This is a genomic window from Coprococcus sp. AM11-30B (genome assembly GCF_027674365.1).
GTDB classification, from domain to species: domain Bacteria; phylum Bacillota; class Clostridia; order Lachnospirales; family Lachnospiraceae; genus Allocoprococcus; species Allocoprococcus comes.
In genome coordinates this window covers 40,084-62,369 of the sequence record NZ_JAQDVB010000018.1, presented here as the reverse complement: position 1 = coordinate 62,369, position 22,286 = coordinate 40,084, and the positions used below count along the sequence as shown (strand labels likewise).

Genomic DNA, 22,286 nt, shown 5'->3' with positions numbered 1-22,286 from the left:
GCTATACCTGAATTTTCTTCAGGCTCTTTGACAGTTCATACAGCTTTGTCTTAATACTTGTATCCACAACTCTGTCACCGATACGGATCACCATTCCGCCGATCAGAGAAGCATCTACCTGATAATTCATCTCAAAGGATTCATATTTTGTCGTCTGAAGAAGCCGCTGCATGACTGCTTCTTTCTGTGCCTCGCTCAGTTCTACTGCTGTAGCGATATATGCAATCCCGATTTTCTTTTCTTCTTTTACAAGTCCGATAAAATATTCAAATACAGAATCTATCTTGCTGTAGCGCCCTTTTTCGATCATCAGCTTCATCAGCTCTACAATCTCATTTGAAACACGTCCGCGGAAAATCGTCTCGATCATCTGCTCTTTGTCTTCACGCATAACTCTCGGATTTCCGAGAATCTTCTGAAGCTCTGCATTTTCTTCGAGGATCACTCCGATACTCTGTACTTCCTCGAATATCTCATCCATTTTTCCGCAGTCACGGGCAGCTTCAAACAGGGCGTCACCATATACCTTTGATACTAGCTTAGCCATGTCTGTTCTCCCATTTCTTTTAATGTCTCTTCGATCAGTTCATCCTGTACACTGGTATCGATCGAAGCTGCTACTACTTTACCTGCCATTGCTGATGCAATGGCGATCATCTCCTGCTTCATATCATCAAGCGCACGCTTCCGTTCCAGTTCGATCTCATTATTGGCACGTGTGATGATCCTTGCTGCTTCTTCTTTTGCTTCTGCAACAATTTCATTTTCGGTCTTCATCGCTTTTTTCCGTGCTTCACTGAGAATAGCCTGCGCCTCTTTATCGATTTCTTTTAATTTCTGTTCGTATTCTTCTTTGTAAACGGCTGCCTCTTTCCGGTCATTCTTTGCTGACTCCTGTTCATCAGCAACTCTCTGCTTTCTGTCCTCCAGAAGTTTTCTTACCGGTTTGAAAAGCAGATATGACAGAAACGTGAACATGACAAGCATACTGAGTGCCATGACACAGGCATCAAAAAGAAGCTGCGCATCCAGATTAAACAAACGTTCCAAGGCGTTGCCTCCTTTCTCTTATTTTACAGGCAAAACCTTTTTTACAGCTTTCCAAGAAGCGGGTTTGCGAACAAGAGAATAAGTGCAATAACCAAACTGTACAGACCTGTTGTCTCTGCTACTGCCTGTCCTAAAAGCATTGTAGACGTGATGTCTGATCTTGCTCCCGGGTTACGTCCTACTGCAGATGCACCATGACCTGCCGCAATACCCTGTCCTACACCAGGACCAATACCTGCGATCATCGCAAGTCCTGCGCCGATTGCTGAACACGCTAAAACTAAAGCTTCATTTGAAATATTACCCATAATAATTTTCCTCCTTAATCACTGCAAACCTGATACTGTCTGAACTTAGATCCCAGTTTGCTTTTTACTCCGCTGACGGCATCTTGTCATTGATATATACCATCGTCAGCATGCAAAATACATATGCCTGAATTGCTCCCGAGAACACATCGAAATAGATGTGTAGAAATCCCGGCCATGCCCATGCGATCTTATACAGAAGACCATAGATAAGTCCCATGATTACAGTACCGGACAGCACATTTCCAAACAGACGAAGTGAGATGGAAAATGGTGCTGCGATCTCCCCGATCAGATTGATTGGGAACAAGAACGGCAATGGTTTGAACAGGCCTGTAAATGCCTCAATTTTGTTGTATTTGATGTTATTGAACTGAATCAGCACAAATGTGATAAGTCCAAGTGGAAGTGTTACACCATAATCTGCAGTTGGTGGCCGAAGCCCCAAAAGTCCCGAAAGGTTTGCCACAATCAAAAACAAAAACAAAGACCCGATATAATTCCGGAACGCCAGTCCGTTTTTCCCCATGCTTCCTTTTACCATATTGTCAAGCATCTCAACGATAAGCTCGGCAATATTCTGCAGGGTTCCGGGTTTGCCTTCGGCATCGCTCAGCTTAGCTCGGACAACCAACGCAAAAATCAGCAGTAATAACGCTACAATCAATATGCTGACATGTGTAGTGGTGAGCCATAACTCCTGCCCAAATAACTGGAATTTAACGAGACCGTGAATTTGAAAATCCGGCTCCTTAGCTGCCAGCATTCCTAAGCTGTTCCCCACGCGCTCTACCTCCTTTACTTAGATTTTTTGAATTTAGCGAAAAGCTTATGCATAATTGGCTGCAAATATGCCGCAAGCTTTAAACTCATAATTCCTGCAAACAGTGTAAGTACATTCGCAATCCGAAGCCAGCTGACGGCTATAAATACTACAACTACAACCAGATATCTTATCGCGTAAGATTTCTGCATGTATCTCTGTGCTTCCTGTTCTCCATAAAGTACCGCCTCATCCAACGAGTTTTTCATATGGATTACCATGAAAACACCTGCAGCCACCCCGATCCAAAGCCCTGCTGTCATTCTCAGATGATCCCCTGGGATAATCAGACATACAATCTGTACGATTATTCCATACAGAAGCATAGTGATGATCATATCCTTCAGTACGGTATTGTCTGTCTTACTCATGTTGTTTCATTCCTCCCTGCTCAATTTTTGTTTTTGTCTTCCGGATCTTCATTCGCATGTCTCGCAAGTACCCATGCATTGCGCAGGCCTGCCAATACACCCACTATCACCAAAGGGATAAAAACTGGAAAAGAAACCTTCTTTTCCAGCCATGTACCAAAAAAAGTGCATAGCAAAATGGGAACCAGTATACTGATGCCTAACTGACTGATGAGTGCAAAGGTTTTATATACGCTTTGTTTATATTTCATGATACTTATCTCCATTCTCTATATCACTTTCCATTTATTATATCCTTTTTTATGAAATATGTCCACTGGTTTACACACGATTGTATTTTTTCTTATACAATTTCCAAATATTGTCATCACTTTTACCGATAAATGCCATTAAATGCGTTGATTATTTAAAATATTTTATATGGTCATTTTTTTCACAATAGTAAAAGTGCTGCAAAGCGTTTTTAGCCTTGCAGCACTTTTTTATTCATCCCATTCCAGTCTGTGAAGATGTCCTTCTGTATTCATTCCGGCAAACCCATTCTGCCGGAGCGCTTCATATAACACGATCGCAACCGAATTTCCAAGATTCAGTGAACGGATATCTCCGATCATCGGAATCCGGATGCTGTCTTCCTTGTGGTGACAGAGGATTTCTTCCGGAATCCCTGCGCTTTCTTTTCCGAACATGATATAACAGTCCGGTTCATATTTAACATCCGTATAAAGATTCGGTGATTTTGTAGTTGCCATATAAATCTTCGCTCCCGGATTTTTTTCCATAAAATCCCGGTAATCAATATAAGTCGTCACATCCAGATGTTCCCAGTAATCCATCCCTGCCCGTTTCAGGTTCTTTTCATTTAACCGGAAACCAAGTGGCTCGATCAGATGAAGTCTGGTATTCGTCGCCACACAGGTCCTTCCGATATTTCCGGTATTTGCCGGGATTTCCGGTTCAAAAAGTACAATATTAAGCATTTACATTCTCCTTCATTTCATAAATTCGTGCCAGTTCGTCCGGTGCCGGTCTGTCGAGAAATCTTTTTTCTCCCCCACCCCAGATGATTCTCTCGTTTCCTTCTGTTGTGTGTCCGATGATCTCTGCCGGAATACCTTCCCTTTTCAGTCTTTCCTTTAGTTCTTCACCCTTCGGTGTCACCATAAGAACCGCTCCTGTACTGGTAAGCTGGTAAGGATTCAGATGAAATACTTCACAGACTTCAATCGTTTCCTGACGTACCGTCATTTTCTTCATCTCTACCGAAAGACCAATTCCTACACCTTCTGCCATATCCCAAAGTGCTGCAAGAATCCCTCCTTCTCCGATCGGATGCATTGCTGACACCCCGTTCCGGCCGGCAATCTCCATTGCCCTGTCACTGAAAATTTCATCTCTCATATCTTCCAACTTATTTAAGAATCCCGGCGCAAACCGCTCTGCCAGAGCCGCCCCTTCTTCCCGTATGATCCGTAAGGTTCCTTCCATACCAATCCATTTAACCAGGACAATCTCTTCGCCTGCTTTTGCCGATCTGCTTGCAAACAGCTGTTCTTTTTTTGCCTCACCGTGTGCTGTTACATGAACAATACTCGTCTGGATCCCATTTACACTTTGCGCATCTGCAAAGAAAACCCTGAGACCTTTTTCTTTACATATCTCCGAAATCTCCACCATCATCGCTTTCAATCTGGACTCATAGGCAAACGTCGGGAGCATGATCCGGACACTGATCCCATATGCCCGCGCTCCTCTGGAAGCCAGCTGATCCACTGCCTGCGCTATGGCAAATACTCCAAGATCTTTTTCATTTCCGGCTAATGAAACATCCGTTGCGATTGTGATCCGCTCTTCACTTTCATCTGCTATATAACAGGTTTCCTCCTGTGACGGTCTTAAAAAATCTATACCTTCTATATTATTCTGTATCTGTTTTAAAACCGAACGCCGATAGACGGTCTGTGACACTCTTCCTGCTTTCATACTTTTATCCTCTTTCTGTTCTGCCATTCTTTCCAACAGCCGCCTGCTTTTTATTACTTAAGTGCAGATGCCTTGCTGATCGCCGCATTAATCTTCTCCTGATCCTGGGTTGCAATTGCTTCCTCCACCAGCTTAGTTGCCTCTGCATTATCTGATTTTGTCCCGACTTTCACGGTAACATCAGAAGTCTGATAGGTGCTGTTATTGATTACTTCCCGGCTGACCTCTTCTCCGTTTTCATAGGTAACTTTCCAGAGCCGTGCCGTGCTTCCATCCATTCCGGCTCCCTCTGTTTCCTGTGAGCCGACCGCACTTTCCGTATCTTCTACATACTTTTTCGTATACTCTGTTGTCTCCAGAGTCTCACTTTCAAATTCCACGGAATGTCCTGCAGCTCTGGTATCTTTTCCGTAAATATAAAAACCAAGCTGGTTATTGCCATCGATATATCCTTCAATCAGGATCGGTGTATCGTAATTATTGACAAATTTAAAATCACTGATTCCTTCCGCTATCATTGCATCCCTTGATGGTTCTACATAGCTGACACTCATGGAATGCGGTGCACGCCGGGTGACCTCCAGTTCCGCATAAAGAACCGCATTATAAAGCGTCGTAGATACCTGACACAGACCACCTCCGATACTCTCTACAATCTGTCCGTTCTCATAGGCACTTCCTGCCACATAGCCATTCTCTTCTGTGTAAGGAAGTGTGGCCTGTTCCACTGAAAATTCTTCTCCCGGCATAACAACAGTTCCGTTGATCAGCTCCGTTGCTCGCCTGATGTTCTGCACGCGGTCCCCCCATCCGGCGTTTGTCGTATAAGAGCCAAGCTCATCCTGCAGGGATTCCAGATCTGCCTTTTTGATTGTCGGCTCTTCCGTATCCAGCTTTAACTCGACTTCTGCGTCCTCGTAATTCCATTTTTTGTTCATGAAATTCTTAATCTTCTTCACAGATTTATCTACATCAACCGTATAACCTTCTGCTTCATCTGTCAGATCGAATCCGCTTCCGTTATAGGATGCCGATGCATTGACCGCTTTCTGTTCCAGCGGAACCGCACGTTCCTGGATCAGCTCTCTGAGTTTTGCTTCATCAACTTTAAAGCTTTCATCTATGACATATTTCTTCTTATCTAAATTATGTATCTTCTGATAGCGGCTCCAGATGCTTCCATTTTTTCCGTATCCGACCGCCTTTTTTGCAAGCTTATCAATATTTTCTACTTCCGCTCCCATTTCCTCGATTGACACATCTGCGCCCTGATCTTTTACCTTCAGTACAAGTTGCTTGTTCCGATAATCTCCAAGTGTATTATTTACCGCTTTCACTGCTTCTTCCTTGGTCATTCCGGATACATCTGTCTTCCCTATAAAAACATTTTTGCAGATATGCTCCTCATCTACCTTGCTCACATACCGCCATAATGTGAACTGAATCACGGAGAAAATAATCACGATGGCTGCAATAACCGTAATCCCCACATGCAGATTTCTCTGCCGGATACGCTTTTGTGCCTTTTCACTTAACTCTCTCTTTTTCTTTCGTGCCGCCATCAAAAAAATCCTCCTGATTTTATATGATATATGGAATAATTGATGTTGCTACCATTGCAACAATAACAACAAGAATAATCACTGCCGCTATCTTCCGTGTCTGTTTTGGATTAAACACTTTTTTTCACCTCAAATCACACATTTGTTTTCATTCTATACTCTTTCATTTCTTTTTTCAAGATATCCATTACTACTGTCAGATGTTACTGTTTGCATAATTCCCGGATTTCTTCTGTAACACAAAATACCTTTGCCTGATGATCCAGTGGGTTCCGGTTCTGGTAGTCAAACAGAAGCACACATTCTTCCTCTTTCATATCCCCCAGAACATCATAAGAAAACCTCTCAATGTGCGTCATTTTTCTAAGCTGCCGCTTCTCCATATTTTCATAATTTTCCAGATAACGCCTCTCTTCATCCTCACGGTCATAGAACAGGCGGAACTCTTCTTTGGAAATCCGCTCATCGCCTGCAAATAACGGACGGCTCTTTGCATTCTCCCTCAGATAAAAGTCCAGTGTCAGAAGCTGCTTATACGCCTCACATCTTTCTGCATCATAAAATCTTGCAAAATCATACAGGATCTCATATCTTGCCGTGCGTGCATGACTTAAAGTATCCAACCCATTTTCTTCATAATACTCTGCCAGCTTTTCAAAAAGCGTAAATGGTCTTTTAAAGTGTCGGATCAGATAAGGAAGCGTGTAACAGAACTGCCTGCTGTTATAGTAGGTCTCCACCATTTCCTCGATCCCTTTCAGGCGCAGGGTATCCTCATATGGAAGCCACTTTGTATACAAAACTTCATACGGTGGCATTCCTTTATAAACCAGTCCGTAATCGTCTTTCTTCTCTTCCATATAAGAACCCTTCAGTACTTTCAGAAAACCAAGCTGCAGCTGCTCCGGTTCCAGTGCATAAACATCATCAAAGGATTTCCCAAAGCTTTCATAATCTTCATACGGCAATCCTGCGATCAGATCCAGGTGCTGATGTACATTACCATAAGAATTGATTCTCCTTACCACTTCTGCAATCTGTTCAAATTTCATTGTCCGGTGAATCTCACGTATCGTATCCAGGTTGGTAGACTGCACACCGATTTCCAGCTGGATCAGCCCCGGTCGCATGGTTTTTATCAATTCCATTTCTTCTTCATTCAAAAGGTCTGCCGCAACCTCAAAATGGAAATTGGTAATGCCGTTATCATGCTCTTTGATATAACGCCAGACTGTCATGGCGTGATCATGTTTGCAGTTAAATGTACGGTCTACAAATTTAACCTGAGGTACTTTATGATCGATAAAAAATTGCAGTTCTTTTTTTACCAGTTCCAGATCACGGAACCGCAGACACTTATCTATAGAAGAAAGACAATAACTGCACGAAAACGGACATCCACGGCTTGTCTCATAATAAATAATCTTATGTTCAAAAAGCTCCATGTTCTCATATACAAACGGAACCTTACTCAGATCCATGGTCTTGCGCCATTCATTTTCCACAATCTGCCCGGTCTGTTCCCGGTATACGATTCCTTTCATATTCTGAAGTCCGTCCGCTGTCTTGTCCTGATAAAAGTGTAAAAGATCGCAGAAAGTCTGCTCCCCTTCTCCTTTCATGACGCCATCCACTTCTGGCAGACGCTCCAGCACCTTTACTCCATCATAAGATACCTCCGGTCCGCCTATCCAGATGATGATCTGCGGCATCACTTTCTTGATCTCCCTGCAGATCTCTTCAATATAAGTAAGATTCCAGATATAGCAGGACAGACAGAGCATGTCCGGCTTCCTTTTGTAGATATCCCGCAGAATCTCATCGAGCTGCTGATTGATCGTATATTCTCCAATACTGATCTCATCTGATGTATCACCATACTTTTCCGCATATGCTTTCAGACAGTAGACTGCCAGATTGGAATGTATATATTTCGCATTGACTGCACCTAAAAGTACTTTCATATCGTTTCCTTTCCGTTTCCAAAAAGTTTTATCTTTAGTATCATACTCCATTTTCAGATTGGCGTAAACCAAAATGATAAAATAAAATCTCCTCAGATACATTGACATTTTTACAAAAACACGGTAAAATAATGTTCTGTGCAGCCGGGGTGCTAGCGGTACCCTGTACCTACAATCCGCTATAGTGGGGGTGATGCTGTGCCGAGGGCTTTACTTGTCAAAGCTGCCTCTGGTTTGTGGCGTTGAGATTTGGGTCTTACGCGGCGGGACTCTGTGAACCGTGTCAGGTCGGGAACGAAGCAGCACTAAGCAGAACCTCTCGGGTGCCGTAAGGTAGCCTGGGTTGAGTTTACAGCCAGAGTAACGTTTGGTAGGCTTTAGTTCGACGCACAGCGCACAGAAAAAAGAAATTATAAAAGCTACGGATTTTGCTTCCGTAGCTTTTTTCATGCAAAAAAGCCTGCCTTTGACAGGTTCTTCGATTAAGGATTTTCTTCCGGCATATTTGCTGATTCCTGTTCTTTCTTTTTCATCTTCTGCTTCTTGCGCAGTTCCTTGAAAAAGCTCTTCATCATCTGTGAGCATTCTTCTTCCAGAACTCCTGTCGTAAGCTCTGCCTGATGATTAAACGCTTCCACCTGTAGAAGATTCAGGATGGAACCGGCGCATCCGGCTTTCGGATTCATACATCCAACAACCACTCGTGGAATCCTTGCCTGTACAATGGCTCCGGAACACATCTGACATGGTTCCAGCGTTACATATAAGGTGCATTCTTCCAGCCGCCAGTCACCCATTACCTTACTTGCCTTTTTGATTGCAGAAATTTCTGCATGTGCAAGGGGATTCTTATCCGTTGTCCGCCTGTTGTATCCTCGTCCGATAATTTTCCCCTGATATACGATCACACAACCAATCGGTACTTCCTCAATCTTCCATGCTTTTTTCGCCTGACGGATCGCTTCCTTCATGTATTTTTCGTCTTCGGTCAATATCTGCCGCATCTTCCTTCTCCTTTACTTCTTTTCGAATCACTGCCCCTACCGGTCTGCACCAGTAACCGAAATGTTCCTCATCTTCAATCTCATATTCTTCCAGATCCAGTTCACCATCAGATGGCTTCATGAACTGACTGAATCCAAATGCTCCTGCCGCCCGCTGCTCACCAGGAAAATAAAGTCCCGGAACCCCAATCCAGCATTTCCCTTCTTTTTCAAATGATACCAGATGATGGTAATTATAATATCCATGGAGTAGAAAATGATTATTCGCAAGCTTCCATTCCTTTCGCGGAAGTCCGGCAAGCTCCTGACGGGTGATCTTATAGATGATATCCTTTGTGGTTTTTGGTGGTAAATCTGAATTTGCGTTCTGAGAATTTCTTTCTTCCGGCACATTTGGGTTGCTTTTCGATTTCCTAACTGCATCTGTGTTTTTAGATTGTTCTGAGGTATCCTGTTCTTCTATATTCTCAGATTTTCTCTGGCTTGTTTTCTCCTCAAGTATTTTCTCATTTCCTGGCTTCTCGTATTTTTCATTGCTTAGCACGTCTCCGCCATTTGCAATTTTTTTATTTTTCCCCGATTTGTTTAGCTTCCATTCTTCTTCCGTAATCATCCTGCTAACATCTACCGGTCTCGCCTCATCCCAGACTGCTCCATAATATCCTGCATCCGCTCCGTTTCCAGCCCGAAGGATCATTCCACCAATCCTGCCAAACTGTCCATCTCCTCCCACATCGTCTGTCGTATAGCTCAGCTTATAACCAAATGCTGCCTGCGCCCCTCTGATCTCTCCCATTAAGATCCCTATGCACTGTCCATCCTCTTCATAAAACAGATAAATTTCCAGTGTACGACCTCCCGCTACGGGAAATCCTCTCCCATAAATCTGGACCACGGTCGCCTCTTCCTGCTCAAGAACCTTTACAAAACCTGTATTTCTTGTCCTTTTTCCATTCTGATATTCATATAAATACCGGATAAAGCTTTTCATAATCTAGCACCTGCACCTTCCTTCTAACTGCCTGTTCTAAACTATTCTGACTTTCCGGTAAAAATTACCATTTTTAAAAAATCAGAGCGGAATCTTCCGCTCTGACAAATAACTCGTTGATTAATCCAGATAAATCGGTGGCTCGTAGTCTTTTCCCATCGTAGCTTTCTTTCGCTCTTCCACCCCAAGGAACGCCCACTCTGTCATGTCTGTCCACTTGTGATCTTTTCGGTCATATACCTGTACATAACCGATTCTGTGTGGATGCATACGCACACTGTTTGTCCGATACTCATGTCCGGTATATGGGTTCACATCTCCATTTACCAGATCTTCATCAATATCCTCCCGACGCTTGATCGGCTGGAAATCCTGCGGCCATCCGGAAGATTTCTTTTCCTTTTTCGGAGTAATCAGCTTTGTAAGCTTCGAAAACGGAGAATGCTTCTCCTCGTGAATCTCTTCCGCTGCCGGTTCTTCTGTCTGGTCAGCTTCTGCCTGGTTCTCTTCATCCGCCGGCTGCTCCTGATATGCTGCTTCCGCATCCACTGGCTGTTCTGTACAAGCTGGCTGTTCCTCATATACAGTATCGTCTGCCTGCACTTCCGCTATATCTGCAGTTTCTTCTGTATAAACTGGTTCGGAAACCTCTTCTGGAATTATTTCTTCAGCTACTTCAAGAACTTCTTTCGGTTCTGTGTATGGCTCTGCTTCTTCTGTCAGAACCTCCTCTTCCAAAGCTTCTGTCGCCACAGTATCTTCTGAATCTGCAGCATCTTCTGCCTCTTCAGATTCTTCATATACTTCCTGAGTCTCTGCTTCTTCCGCAACCGGCTCTGCCGCATCCAGTTCCAGTTCCATCTGTACAGCTTCTTCCTCCGGTTCTGCTGTGGTCTCTTCAAGTATATCTACAATCTCTCCAACTGTAATATCACGTTCTACATTCTTTTTTGCTTCTTCTCTTGCTGCCTTTCTTTCTTTTTTCGCGGTAAGCTTCTCAAGTTCTCTTCCCGTCGGCATCTCTTCTTCATCCAAAGCTTCCTTTTCCGAATCCGCATTACCCAGAATGCTGAGCTGGAACGGGCATCCAAGAATATCTGCGATCATACGCATATCCTGCTCCTGAAAATTATCTCTGCCAAGCCGCTGTGTCAGATTCTGACGGGACATCTTTTTCCCGGTTCTTGCTTCGATTTCTTCTGCAAGCTCTTTAATTGTCATATCTTTTCTGCTTAAGACAATTTTTACCTGCTCCCCGAATGTGAGATTAATCATGTATTTTTCCTCCTTTTCTCCCCGTATAAATATATCTTCTTTCTAAATACAGACTTATTGCTTTGTTAACTTAAAACTTTCTTGATAAAGGAATCTTTTTCACTTATCTTTTATTCTAGCAAATGACATTTTATCCGTCAACACCTAATAAATGCGCGAATTTTTTGTATTTTTTCAAAAAATAATTTGACAAATCAAAATCAGTCACTATAATAAAGCGTATCAAGAACGATGGCGTTCCCTATTATCCGGGGAACGCCTTTTTTGTTCTTTCTTTTAAATCGAGAAGGAGGGAATCAGTTATGAAAAAACTAGAAATCATTATCCAGCCGGAAAAACTGGAGGCTCTGAAAGCAATCCTGGATGCTTCCAATGTCAGCGGTATTATGATCAGTAACATTATGGGATATGGTAATCAGAAAGGACACAAACAATTTTATCGCGGTGCTGAATACAGCGTAAATCTTCTTCCTAAGATCAAAGTAGAAACTGTTGTTGAACCGGAAGTTGCAGAACCTCTGATCCGGAAAATTGTCGAAGAGATCAAAACCGGTGCGTACGGCGATGGTAAAATTTTTGTTTACGAAGTACAGGATGCTGTAAGAATCCGTACCGGCGAACGTGGCTCTGCTGCTCTTTAGCTAAAAAATATATGTGAATTAGAATAGTGTTGAATATCGTTATCAAAGAGGATAACTACAAATGAACTGCCTGTAGATCATTCATTGTAGCTATCCTTTTTATTTGAAATGGAGGATGTTAAATATGGGATTATCTGATTTAATTGCGGGCGGAATGGATGCAACCGCCGCCACTGAACTACTGCTTAATGTTGTCTGGACAATTGTCGGTGCAACTCTTGTTTACTTTATGCAGGCTGGATTTGCAATGTGTGAAGCCGGATTTACCAGAGCAAAAAATACTGGAAATATACTGATGAAAAATATGATGGACTTTGTACTTGGAAGTTTGTTCTTTTTCATCTTCGGATTTGCGATCATGCACGGAACCGACTGGAATGGTATCATCGGTATAAAAGGGTTCTTCAATCCTACAACACTTGCCGATGCCGACGGACTTTTCAACGGACTGCCAATCGGAGTCTTCCTTATTTTCCATACAGTATTCTGCGCCACATCCGCTACTATCGTATCCGGTTCTATGGCAGAACGTACAAAATTCCTTGCTTACTTATTATATAGTGCAGCAATCAGTATTTTTATTTACCCGGTAACCGGCCACTGGATCTGGGGCGGTGGATGGCTCGCTCAGATGGGATTCCACGATTTTGCAGGTTCCACAGCAGTCCATATGGTCGGCGGTATCTGTGCACTTGTTGGTGCCAAAATCCTCGGACCTCGTATTGGAAAATATGATAAAGAAGGGAATGCCCGTGCGATTCCCGGACACAACCTTTCCATTGCAGCTCTTGGCGTATTTATTCTCTGGTTCTGCTGGTTCGGTTTCAACTGCGGCTCTACCACAGCAGCTTCCACAAACCTCGGTGATATCGCAATGACAACCAATCTTGCCGCTGCTGCCGCAACACTTGCAACCCTTGTTGTAACCTGGATCCGCTATGGAAAACCAGATGTATCCATGACATTCAACGGTTCCCTCGCCGGACTCGTAGCAATCACCGCCGGATGCGACACCGTCAGCAACTACTCTACAATCATCATCGGACTGATCGCTGGTATCCTCGTCGTATTCTCTGTAGAATTCTTCGACAAAGTAGCCAAGATCGATGACCCGGTAGGTGCGATCAGTGTCCACGGCGTATGCGGTTTCACAGGCAGTATCCTCGTCGGAGTCTTCTCCCCGGAATACACCCTCAAAACCCAGGTGATCGGTGTCCTTTCAACCGTAGCCTACGTCCTCGTAATGGCGATCATCGTATTCACCATCATCGATAAAACCGTAGGCCTCCGCGTCACCAAAGAAGAAGAACTCGACGGTCTCGATATCCACGAACACGGCTGCTCAGCATATGCAGACTTTAACTTCCGTTTATAGCCGGGCGAAGTAAGAAAAAAAGATATAGTCACTGGAATGCTCGCATTTCAGTGGCTATATCTTTTTTTCTTAGTGAGCGGCTACGCGACTGAGGAAAGTCATCAGACTTTCCGAGGTTCGCCCGGCGGACATCTTGAACTACCTTTATCATTCTACCACTTCTTATTCTTCAGCACGATCGCCGATTTCTTACCCATCATCAGTGAAATATTTCCCTCTTTCACGATATACTCTTCGAATTCTCCAATATACCCATCTTCATAAGAATACATCACTCGCGCCATATTATGTCCTTCGGCAACTTCTGCCTGCCAGACCGGAACCCTTACTTCCTTCAGATGATCGGAATTATTGATAATAACCACGATCTGCTCATTCCCCCAGAATCTTCCATAGGCCAGAAGATCCGGTTCTGCTTTCAGCATCTTGATTGACCCCTTTCTGAGAGCCAGAGACTTTCTGTGGATCTGGATCATCTCACGGTAGAAATTGATCAGATCCCGTTTTTCTCTTCCCCACGGATAAGTTCTCCGGTTATCCGGATCCGTGAAACCACAAAGTCCTGCTTCGTCTCCATAATAAAGGGTCGGCGCTCCCGGCCAGGTCATCTGCATGATGATTGCTTCCCGCATAACGGCAAGGCTTACCCCTTCTTCTGCCGCACGCGATCCAAGCTGTCCCACACGACCAACCTTGTGGTTGGTACGCGTCAGGAAACGGGAATGGTCATGGTTTGACAACTGATTCATCGCCGTCTGAAGTGACGGTGTCATCATATTTGCCATATGATGTTTCATAGCATTCACAAAATTGTCTGCATTTCCGAGAAGATCGCCGCGATATTCATCACTGTGCTTCTCCATCCCGGTCAGGAACCAGGTGACCGGCTCCATAAATGCATCGTAATTCATAACGCTGTCCCATTCATCGCCCTGTAGCCAGTCACTCGGATCTCCATAGTGCTCGGCAAGGATCAGTGCGTGTGGATTTGCTTCTTTTACTGCCTTACGGAATTTCTTCCAGAATTCATGATTGTACTCATTGCTTCTTCCAAGGTCTGCTGCAACATCCAGTCTCCATCCGTCTACATTATACGGCGGTGAAACCCATTTCTTTGCGATACCAAGAACATACTCTTCCAGCTCTTTTGAATCTTCATAATTCAGCTTTGGCAGCGTATCGTGTCCCCACCAACCGTCATAGCTTCCATTGCCCGGCCATTCATTCTCCCCGGTGCGGTGGAATAGAAAATAATTCCGGTACGGACTCTTCGGTGACACAAAAGCACCTACTTCGTAACCATCGGCGCTCTCGTAGATCAGCTCTCTGTCCAGCCATTTATTGAAAGAACCACAATGGTTGAATACGCCGTCAATGATGATTCGCATCCCCCTCTTATGGAGTTCTTCTACCAGCTTGATGAACAGCCGGTTACTTGCTTCCAGATTCTCTTTTCTGGTGGTTCTTATCCGGTAACGGTCCGCATGGATATTGCTATTTTCTCCCGGGTCCAGGAGCCGTCCTTCATCGACTTCAATTTTACCGACATGCGGATCAATATAATCGTAATCCTGTGTGTCATATTTATGATTAGATGGTGATACAAATAGTGGATTACAATAGACAACTTCTACTCCAAGTCCATGCAGGTAATCCAGTTTATCAATGATCCCCTGGATATCTCCTCCGTAAAATTCCCGTACATCCATTGGCTGCGGATCCCGGTACCAGTCATCTACATGATGAACCTGCTCTCCAATGTAAAAGTACTCTCCCGTCTGTACATCATTATCCGGGTCGCCGTTACAGAAGCGGTCTGTATAAATCTGATACATGACCGCTCCTTTTGCCCAATCCGGTGCCGTAAAGCCCGGCACGATCTTAAAATCATAATAATCCACAAGTTTGCTCTCTGCTCCCCACTTGTTATAGTAGCAGATCTCATTTCCTGATCTGATCTTAAAATGATACCGGAATGGTTTATCTTCTAATTTGTATTTCACTTCATAAAAGTCAAACGCCTTATTTGAGATTACTTTGTTCATTGGAATGCATAGTTCGCGGTTTTCCAGATAGACTTCATCTACGTCGTGAGCTGCTGTACGGAACCATAACTGAAGTTCATCTCCTGCCTCCGGTTCCGGCGGACTCACATACGCCTCTGTTCCATCACAAAACAATGCTTCTTTTTTCATAATCTAGCCTCTATTCTTCAAATAATGCTTCAAATTCTTCTCTTGTAATCTTCTCTTTTTCAAGAAGTAGATCTGCACATTTATAAAGAACAGCTTCATGTTCTTTAATAATGATCTTTGCACGGTCATAACATTCATCAATGATCCGCTTCACTTCACTGTCGATCGTTGTGGCAACCTGTTCACCATAACCTCTGGAGGTATGACCAAAATCTCTTCCGATAAATACTTCATCATTATCATCTCCATAGCTTACAAGACCAAGTGTTTCCGACATACCGAACTTCGTTACCATGGATTTGGCGTATGCTGTTGCCTGCTTGATATCCTGGGATGCCCCAGTTGTAATATCATCAAAGATCAGCTCTTCTGCCACACGTCCACCAAGTGATACGGTAATATCCTGCAACATCTTTCCTTTGGTATTGAACATCTCATCCTTTTCAGGAAGCGGCATCGTATATCCGGCTGCCCCCACACCGGTAGGAATGATCGACACACTGTACACCGGTCCTACATCCGGAAGTACATGGAATAAGATGGCATGTCCTGCTTCATGGAATGCAGTGATCTTCTTCTCTTTATCCGAAATCACACGGCTCTTCTTCTCTGCACCGATTCCGACTTTTACAAATGCTCTGCGGATATCCTCCTGCTGCAGATACACTCTTCCATCCTTCGCCGCAAGGATCGCAGCCTCATTCAGAAGATTTTCCAGATCAGCTCCGGTAAATCCTGCCGTTGTTCTTGCAACCTGTTCCAGATCCACATCATCCCCGAGCGGTTTGCCCTTGGCATGAACCTGAAGGATTTCCAGACGTCCCTTTACATCCGGTCTGCCAACCATGACTTTACGGTCAAAACGTCCCGGTCTTAAGATCGCCGGATCAAGAATATCGACACGGTTGGTTGCTGCAAGCACAATGATTCCTTCGTTCGCGCCAAAACCATCCATCTCTACGAGGAGCTGGTTCAGCGTCTGTTCTCTCTCATCATGTCCGCCGCCCATACCGGTTCCACGACGTCTTGCCACGGCATCGATCTCATCGATAAAAATAATACAAGGTGCATTTTTCTTGGCATCCTCGAAAAGATCTCTTACACGAGATGCTCCGACACCGACAAACATCTCCACAAAATCAGAACCTGAAATAGTAAAGAACGGGACACCTGCTTCTCCCGCAATTGCTCTTGCAAGAAGTGTCTTACCTGTTCCCGGAGGTCCTTCAAGAAGAACACCTTTCGGGATTCTGGCTCCTACCTGCGTATATTTTCCAGGACTCTTGAGGAAATCCACGATCTCTGCAAGCTCTTCCTTTTCTTCCTGCAGTCCGGCAACCTGTGCAAACGTCACATGGTTTTCTTCCTGCGTGCTCATCTTTGCCCTGCTCTTTCCGAAATTCATCGCTTTTGCATTCGATCCGCCCTGACGATTCATCATCATCACAACAAATACCATGATGCCTGCCATCAATATGATCGGAACCAGTGTTGTTGACATCCAGCTATCCTGCGGGACGTTGTCCACACTGTAGGAAATGTCATAAGATTCAAGCAGATCCTCTGCACTGTTGACATCGGATACATGAAGCTGTTCGATGTCATCATTCTTCAACCGGATCTTCAATGTCCCGGTCGGTGCGACTTTGTTCTGCTTGATCTCTACACTTTCTACCTTCTCTTTTTTCAGATCTTTCTGAAAATCCTGATACGTGTATGCTGTCTGCTGCACACCCGACTGGCTCATAAACCAGTACACACCTGCCAGCACCAGAACACAGAGCAGAATCGAAAGACCACTGATTCCTCTTGTCTTATTATTATTCAAAACCTGCTCCTTCCACCTGTTACATCTCTACAATTCCGATGTACGGTAAGTTTCTATATTTTTGTGCATAGTCCAGACCGAATCCTACCACAAATTCATCCGGAATATTAAATCCGACATAATCTACATGTACGTCGCGCACACGACGATCCGGTTTGTCAAGAAGTGTACAAAGCTTCATGCTCTTCGGTCCTCTCTTCCGAAGGATGTCAAGCAGATAATAAAGAGTACGTCCTGAATCTACGATATCCTCAACAACAATTACATCTTTCCCCTCCAGAGACTCATCCAGATCTTTTGCAATCTTAACGATTCCACTGGACTGAGTTCCGTCACCATAGCTGCTGACGCTCATAAAGTCCATTGTTACCGGCACTGTAATCCTTTTTGCCAGCTCACACATAAAGAACACTCCACCCTTTAAAACACAGATCAGATGAACCTGCTTTCCCGCATATTCTTCACTGATCTTTTTTCCAAGTTCTTCAATTCTAGCATTTACTTCTTCTTCCGGAATTAACATTTTCACTTTCTCGGCCATTTAAAGTACCTCCATTTATCGTAATTTCTAATATTTTCGTTGTCTGCTCTGTCACCTGGTATGCCTTGCTCTGCCGGCAGCCCACAATCCATAAAATCTCGCTTCCCTCTGCGATCAGAGGAATTCCGGCACGTTCTGCCGCTGGTATTTTTTTATTGATAAAATAAGATTTCAGCTTCTGCCTTCCTCCGCTTTCATCAATTACAATAAAATCGCCAGCCCTTCTGGTGCGTACAGCGACACTCTGCTTTATTATACCATAATCAAACCATTTCGTGTACGTTTTTTTCGGGATCTGGCATCTGCATTCTTCTTTTCCAAAAATACGGTAGGAAATTTCCCATTTCCCGTAAGTTATCTTTCCCGAAACCTGCTGTAGATCCAGATTTTTCTCTTCTTCTGCCAATTCCGGACTCTTCTTTTTCCTCTTCAGTTCAATCCCTTCATAGGTTCTGCATGCGCAGACTCCATAAGGAAGATCCAGTCTTTTTCCAACCTGTTTTTCAAACAGTCCCTCCAACTTTTCTATATGAATCTGCTCCAGATCTTTTTCATGTCCTGCTACCAGTGCCAATGCTTTCCGGAGAATCATTTTCCGTATTAGCCGTTCCTGTCTGTGATATACCTCTGCATGGATGCCGATCTTTTCTCCATTTTGGGCAGAACAGATCTGATATGCACTTTCCGTCTGCCGTTCCATATAATCCCAGATCTCCCTTAGCTGATCCATAGACCGATTCATATGCTCCACAGTTTTTTCATTGATATTTTCTTTAAAATACGGAATCACATGGTTACGAATGCGATTTCGCATATATGCATCTTCCATATTTGTCGCATCAATGCAGTAAGGCATCTCCCGTCCCTTCAGATAATCCTCAATCTCTTTTCTCCCCACGCAAAGAAGCGGCCGTATATACATCCCGTTTACCGGATATATACCGCCGAGCCCCCGAAGTCCGCTGCCGCGGGCAAGATGCAGGAAAAATGTCTCTGCATTGTCATCCTGATGATGTGCCAGTGCGATCCTGGTTCCTCCCCATTCTTCCGCTGCCTGCTCAAATATTTTCCTTCGTGCAGTCCTTCCCGCCTCTTCTTCTGACATCCTGTATTCCACTGCCATTTTCGGAATATCCACCGATACACTCCTGCATGGGATTTCTTTTTTCTCACACAGTGTCTTTACAAATTCTTCATCAGCTTTTGCCTCTTCCCCACGGATCCCGTGATTCACGTGTACCGCAAGCATCCCAAATCCGATCTTTTTTCGCAGCTCTTCCAGTATCAGAAAAAGGCATACAGAATCTGCCCCTCCGGAAAGACCAACGACAACTTTATCTCCTTTTTCAAGCATCTTCCACTGCCTGATATAGTTCTCTACTTTTTTTAACATGGTAAATTCCTCTCGTCTTTTATCTACTGTAACACATCTTCCAGATTCCCGCCACAAGGACTGTCATATCATCTCCTGCTTTTCCGGCCGCCAGCTCCAGCACCTTATCCAGAATATAATTCGCCAGTTCCTCCGGATTCTCCAGCGGACTTCCCCCAATCATCAGATCCAGTAAATGCTCCTGCTCTCCTGCCGGAAGCGCATCCAGGATCCCGTCCGATACCATGACCACCACATCTCCGGATTCCAACTGTCTGGTTTCCTTTTCACTTTGCTGTCTCTGGATTACCCCCAGCGGAAGACTTTCCGAACGGATATGCTCCACCCCGTCTTTAGTCCGCAGAAATGTCACTGCCGCTCCTGCTTTTACAAACTCACATTTTCCATTATAGAGATCAAAAATGCTCATATCAACCGTAGAAAAGCGAACCTCTTCCCGTCCCATAACAAGAGCCGTATTGATCATGGAAAGTGCAGTTTCCACAGGAAATCCTGCTCCAAGAAGCTCTTCCAGCATTTCTATCAGCATCCCGCTTTCCTGTAGCGCTCTCTCACCAGATCCCATTCCGTCTGACAAGATTGCCGCCTCTTTTCCACCCGGAAGTGTCTTCATAAGAAAACTGTCACCAGATATCTTTTGTCCGTTTTTTCCCATTTTTGCCACACCCTGCAGCACATAATATCCCGGTCCTTCCACACATACAATAGTTTCATACTCCTGTCCCAGAACCTGCCTCTCGTTCTGAGCCGGGCACATCCTTCTCTTAGTACATACTGATAAAAGCTCTGCCGCTTTTCTGGTTGGGATACAGTTTCCCTTCTCACTTTTTACCGTTACATGAATTTCATATCTGCCATGCTCATCCACAAAAAAAACGGAACTCAGCATCCGGATCCCTGCCTTTTTGAAATGCTGCGCAACCTTTTTTGCAAGCGGCGGATCCGTAAAAATACTCGCATCCAGATCTCTCGTCACATAGCAGAGCATGTCCGCAAAAGAATCCAGCTGTGCCGCACATCCCTCACGGCTCTGTACCATCTTATTATTCCACACCAGAATCCTTTTTGCCTCCTGGAAAGTTTCCAGTGATTCTCGTAAAAACCGTGGTGCCTGAATACACTCCCTCTGAAGATGCTGTTTCATCTCTTTATTCAGTTCTGCACCATATCCTTCAATCGTACACAAAAGATCATAAAAAAGCTGCCAGTGTTCTGCCTTCTTTCTCTCCAGACACTCCGATTTCCTGCTGCATCCTCTGCACACCTTTTCCGTAATCCGATCATACATTTCTGTCATTTCTTCGGGTGTAAAACACTGCTTTTTCGGCTCCATTTTCAGAAACCTGTCTGCCAGATGCCGAAGCGACACTGCCATTTTATCTGCCTGCGTTACATATGGACTTGTGATCACTTGCTCCTCTCTGTATTTAACCTCCATTTGCCACCACCCTCTAAATTTCTATGAATGAAAAAAGCTTCGGGACATTTTCTTCCCAAAGCTTTTCTTATGTTACTGCTGTGCACGGAACAGAATCTCATTCTCCTTTACAAGTCCCAGCTTCTCTCTGGCGACTTCCTCGATGTATTCATCTGTTCCTACATATTTTTTCAGTTTATTAATTTCTTCTGAGCGTTCTTTTTCCGCATCGATCTGTGTCTGCAGTTCTTCTTCCTGCACCTTATATGCATCATTGCTCTTTTTGAGCGCCATCCCATGTACAATAACCATGCCGCATAATAATATAATAACTGCGGTAATCGCAACAATACTTCTTTTGTGCTTCTGAAGCCCGCTCCCCGGACGCTTTTTCCGGTTCTTCTTTAAGCTTCCCATCTAATCTATTCACCTTTCGCTATCAGTTGATCTTGTATAGCTTCTTACTACCAAACCCATTTAGTCTTCTACAGTGTACCGTTTTTAATCAGATTTATCAACTCTTTTTACTCTTTTTTCACAAATTCGTGTAGAAATCTTTTTGTAAGCTCTTACAAAGACAGCTGAAAGCAGCGCCATCCCGATTGATCCGAACGCAATCCCCAGTCCGATATACCACCGCAGAACACCATCACTCGTATGATAGATCTGCACAAAAGTATAAACGGAAATTCCCGCCCAGTAACAGGCATCCTCCAGATTGATCAGCCACAGTCTGTGAGCAACCAGTCTGCGCAAAACCCTGATCCACAGATAGACTGCCACAATCAGGACACCGGTCAGGATTGCATAACAGAAAACCCTGATCTCTGTTCCGATACCAGACATTTTTTCTCCTCCTACCGAAACAGTTTTGACAACAGATTTTCTCCGGCTTTTACTCCAGAATGGATATCCGAATAAGAAATATTGTCAATATTGCCTGCCAGGTCGACCTCCCCTTTTTCAAGATTCAGCCGGTTTACATGCATGTCCGTACCTTTTACCATCAGCATTCCCTGCTCTGTCTCAAGCAGGATCTCATTTAAATCAAAAGAAAGAACGTCCAGCACTCCCGTTACTGTACCTGTCTTCCGGTTATTGATAACCAGCCTGTGATTCTGAGGTTTTACCAGCTGTCTCTCTTCCATACAAATCCCAACCTTTCCTATACTGTCTTTCTAGTTATTGTATGAATAACATCTGGTAAATATGCCTCGGATCCGCTGCCGGAATGATCTCAAACCACATCTTTTCTGATGTTCCGGAGTTTTAAAGATAACGGAATAAATCTGCCGCCTCTTCTTTTTTAGTCGTATCTCGCAGATCCAGAACCTCTGCCTTTACAGTCTTGGTTCCAAACTGGATCTCAATGATATCACCTTTTTTTACTTTCGTGGAAGCCTTCGCCACCGCCCCGTTGATCAGGACTCTTCCTGCATCACAGGCTTCATTTGCAACGGTGCGCCGTTTGATCAGGCGGGACACCTTTAAAAATTTATCAAGTCTCATTTTGATTTTTCCTTCCCGTAATACGAATAAAGCGCAGCCCTTTTCAGACTGCGCCA

24 protein-coding genes and 1 other RNA gene are annotated in these 22,286 nt (G+C 44.1%); 3 read left to right on the top strand and 22 right to left on the bottom strand.

Going from position 1 to position 22,286, the window contains the following annotated elements:
- Position 1 precedes the first annotated feature (1 nt).
- The 10 genes from atpH to PGU50_RS12645 form a co-directional block, all read right to left on the bottom strand.
- Positions 2 to 547: an ATP synthase F1 subunit delta gene (gene atpH, locus PGU50_RS12690; protein ID WP_008370066.1), complete on the bottom strand. Its 546-nt coding sequence runs from the start codon at positions 545 to 547 to the stop codon at positions 2 to 4.
- Positions 535 to 1,050, bottom strand: a complete 516-nt coding sequence (gene atpF, locus PGU50_RS12685) for a F0F1 ATP synthase subunit B (RefSeq protein WP_055249038.1) — start codon at positions 1,048 to 1,050, stop codon at positions 535 to 537. The genes atpH and atpF overlap by 13 nt, the downstream gene beginning before the upstream one ends.
- A 41-nt stretch (positions 1,051 to 1,091) precedes the next feature.
- Positions 1,092 to 1,358 carry an ATP synthase F0 subunit C gene (atpE, locus tag PGU50_RS12680; protein WP_117557506.1) on the bottom strand — a complete coding sequence of 89 codons (267 nt, stop codon included), beginning with the start codon at positions 1,356 to 1,358 and terminating at the stop codon, positions 1,092 to 1,094.
- 64 nt (positions 1,359 to 1,422) lie between these two features.
- Positions 1,423 to 2,142, bottom strand: a complete 720-nt coding sequence (gene atpB, locus PGU50_RS12675) for a F0F1 ATP synthase subunit A (protein ID WP_022220233.1) — start codon at positions 2,140 to 2,142, stop codon at positions 1,423 to 1,425.
- Positions 2,143 to 2,156: 14 nt separating this feature from the next.
- On the bottom strand, positions 2,157 to 2,552 hold the full coding sequence (locus PGU50_RS12670; RefSeq protein ID WP_117835075.1) for a hypothetical protein: 396 nt from the start codon (positions 2,550 to 2,552) through the stop codon (positions 2,157 to 2,159).
- Positions 2,553 to 2,572: 20 nt separating this feature from the next.
- Positions 2,573 to 2,803 (bottom strand): AtpZ/AtpI family protein, encoded by a 231-nt coding sequence (locus PGU50_RS12665; RefSeq protein WP_022220232.1) that lies wholly within the window; start codon positions 2,801 to 2,803, stop codon positions 2,573 to 2,575.
- 231 nt (positions 2,804 to 3,034) lie between these two features.
- Positions 3,035 to 3,532 carry a tRNA (cytidine(34)-2'-O)-methyltransferase gene (locus tag PGU50_RS12660; RefSeq protein ID WP_117557510.1) on the bottom strand — a complete coding sequence of 166 codons (498 nt, stop codon included), beginning with the start codon at positions 3,530 to 3,532 and terminating at the stop codon, positions 3,035 to 3,037.
- The gene (locus tag PGU50_RS12655) at positions 3,525 to 4,562 is read right to left on the bottom strand and encodes an AIR synthase-related protein (RefSeq protein WP_270247123.1); all 1,038 of its coding nucleotides are present in this window, start codon (positions 4,560 to 4,562) and stop codon (positions 3,525 to 3,527) included. Before PGU50_RS12655 ends, PGU50_RS12660 begins: the two co-directional genes overlap by 8 nt.
- Before the next feature lie 26 nt (positions 4,563 to 4,588).
- Positions 4,589 to 6,097, bottom strand: a complete 1,509-nt coding sequence (locus tag PGU50_RS12650; RefSeq protein ID WP_117557512.1) for a VanW family protein — start codon at positions 6,095 to 6,097, stop codon at positions 4,589 to 4,591.
- A 203-nt stretch (positions 6,098 to 6,300) separates the two neighbouring features.
- Entirely contained in the window at positions 6,301 to 8,061 is a 1,761-nt protein-coding gene (locus PGU50_RS12645; protein ID WP_118198913.1) for a B12-binding domain-containing radical SAM protein, read from the bottom strand.
- A 136-nt stretch (positions 8,062 to 8,197) separates the two neighbouring features.
- On the opposite strand from PGU50_RS12645, the gene ffs reads away from it, so the two are divergent.
- An RNA gene (gene ffs / locus PGU50_RS12640) (signal recognition particle sRNA large type) lies at positions 8,198 to 8,461 on the top strand.
- An 82-nt stretch (positions 8,462 to 8,543) separates the two neighbouring features.
- On the opposite strand, the gene tadA is transcribed toward ffs, so the two are convergent.
- The 3 genes from tadA to PGU50_RS12625 form a co-directional block, all read right to left on the bottom strand.
- Complete coding sequence (tadA, locus tag PGU50_RS12635) at positions 8,544 to 9,065, bottom strand: tRNA adenosine(34) deaminase TadA (RefSeq protein ID WP_172676465.1); 522 nt, start codon at positions 9,063 to 9,065, stop codon at positions 8,544 to 8,546.
- The gene (locus tag PGU50_RS12630; RefSeq protein ID WP_118198884.1) at positions 8,989 to 10,056 is read right to left on the bottom strand and encodes a hypothetical protein; all 1,068 of its coding nucleotides are present in this window, start codon (positions 10,054 to 10,056) and stop codon (positions 8,989 to 8,991) included. The genes tadA and PGU50_RS12630 overlap by 77 nt, the downstream gene beginning before the upstream one ends.
- A 120-nt stretch (positions 10,057 to 10,176) precedes the next feature.
- The gene (locus PGU50_RS12625; protein WP_118198885.1) at positions 10,177 to 11,331 is read right to left on the bottom strand and encodes a hypothetical protein; all 1,155 of its coding nucleotides are present in this window, start codon (positions 11,329 to 11,331) and stop codon (positions 10,177 to 10,179) included.
- 302 nt (positions 11,332 to 11,633) lie between these two features.
- Here PGU50_RS12625 and PGU50_RS12620 point away from each other — a divergent pair, with 302 nt between their 5' ends.
- Both PGU50_RS12620 and PGU50_RS12615 read left to right on the top strand, forming a co-directional pair.
- Entirely contained in the window at positions 11,634 to 11,972 is a 339-nt protein-coding gene (locus PGU50_RS12620) for a P-II family nitrogen regulator (protein ID WP_008370035.1), read from the top strand.
- 124 nt (positions 11,973 to 12,096) lie between these two features.
- Positions 12,097 to 13,347, top strand: a complete 1,251-nt coding sequence (locus tag PGU50_RS12615; protein WP_118198886.1) for an ammonium transporter — start codon at positions 12,097 to 12,099, stop codon at positions 13,345 to 13,347.
- A gap of 152 nt (positions 13,348 to 13,499) precedes the next feature.
- Here PGU50_RS12615 and PGU50_RS12610 read toward each other — a convergent pair whose 3' ends face one another.
- From PGU50_RS12610 to PGU50_RS12570, 9 genes are all read right to left on the bottom strand, one after another.
- Positions 13,500 to 15,542 carry a glycoside hydrolase family 13 protein gene (locus PGU50_RS12610; RefSeq protein WP_118198887.1) on the bottom strand — a complete coding sequence of 681 codons (2,043 nt, stop codon included), beginning with the start codon at positions 15,540 to 15,542 and terminating at the stop codon, positions 13,500 to 13,502.
- A 10-nt stretch (positions 15,543 to 15,552) separates the two neighbouring features.
- Entirely contained in the window at positions 15,553 to 17,370 is a 1,818-nt protein-coding gene (gene ftsH / locus PGU50_RS12605) for an ATP-dependent zinc metalloprotease FtsH (RefSeq protein WP_118198888.1), read from the bottom strand.
- A gap of 19 nt (positions 17,371 to 17,389) precedes the next feature.
- A complete protein-coding gene (gene hpt / locus PGU50_RS12600) occupies positions 17,390 to 17,911 on the bottom strand; it encodes a hypoxanthine phosphoribosyltransferase (RefSeq protein ID WP_117557526.1) in 522 nt (173 codons plus the stop codon).
- Positions 17,862 to 19,304, bottom strand: a complete 1,443-nt coding sequence (gene tilS, locus PGU50_RS12595) for a tRNA lysidine(34) synthetase TilS (protein ID WP_118198889.1) — start codon at positions 19,302 to 19,304, stop codon at positions 17,862 to 17,864. Before tilS ends, hpt begins: the two co-directional genes overlap by 50 nt.
- Before the next feature lie 19 nt (positions 19,305 to 19,323).
- Positions 19,324 to 20,742 carry a SpoIIE family protein phosphatase gene (locus tag PGU50_RS12590; RefSeq protein WP_117557530.1) on the bottom strand — a complete coding sequence of 473 codons (1,419 nt, stop codon included), beginning with the start codon at positions 20,740 to 20,742 and terminating at the stop codon, positions 19,324 to 19,326.
- A gap of 72 nt (positions 20,743 to 20,814) precedes the next feature.
- Positions 20,815 to 21,138 (bottom strand): FtsB family cell division protein, encoded by a 324-nt coding sequence (locus PGU50_RS12585; protein WP_008370019.1) that lies wholly within the window; start codon positions 21,136 to 21,138, stop codon positions 20,815 to 20,817.
- 84 nt (positions 21,139 to 21,222) lie between these two features.
- The gene (gene yabQ / locus PGU50_RS12580; RefSeq protein ID WP_118198890.1) at positions 21,223 to 21,567 is read right to left on the bottom strand and encodes a spore cortex biosynthesis protein YabQ; all 345 of its coding nucleotides are present in this window, start codon (positions 21,565 to 21,567) and stop codon (positions 21,223 to 21,225) included.
- Positions 21,568 to 21,578: 11 nt separating this feature from the next.
- Positions 21,579 to 21,869, bottom strand: coding sequence for a sporulation protein YabP (gene yabP / locus PGU50_RS12575; protein ID WP_117557534.1), 291 nt, complete (start codon positions 21,867 to 21,869; stop codon positions 21,579 to 21,581).
- A 121-nt stretch (positions 21,870 to 21,990) separates the two neighbouring features.
- Positions 21,991 to 22,230: an RNA-binding S4 domain-containing protein gene (locus PGU50_RS12570; RefSeq protein WP_022220222.1), complete on the bottom strand. Its 240-nt coding sequence runs from the start codon at positions 22,228 to 22,230 to the stop codon at positions 21,991 to 21,993.
- Between the last annotated feature and the right edge of the window lie 56 nt (positions 22,231 to 22,286).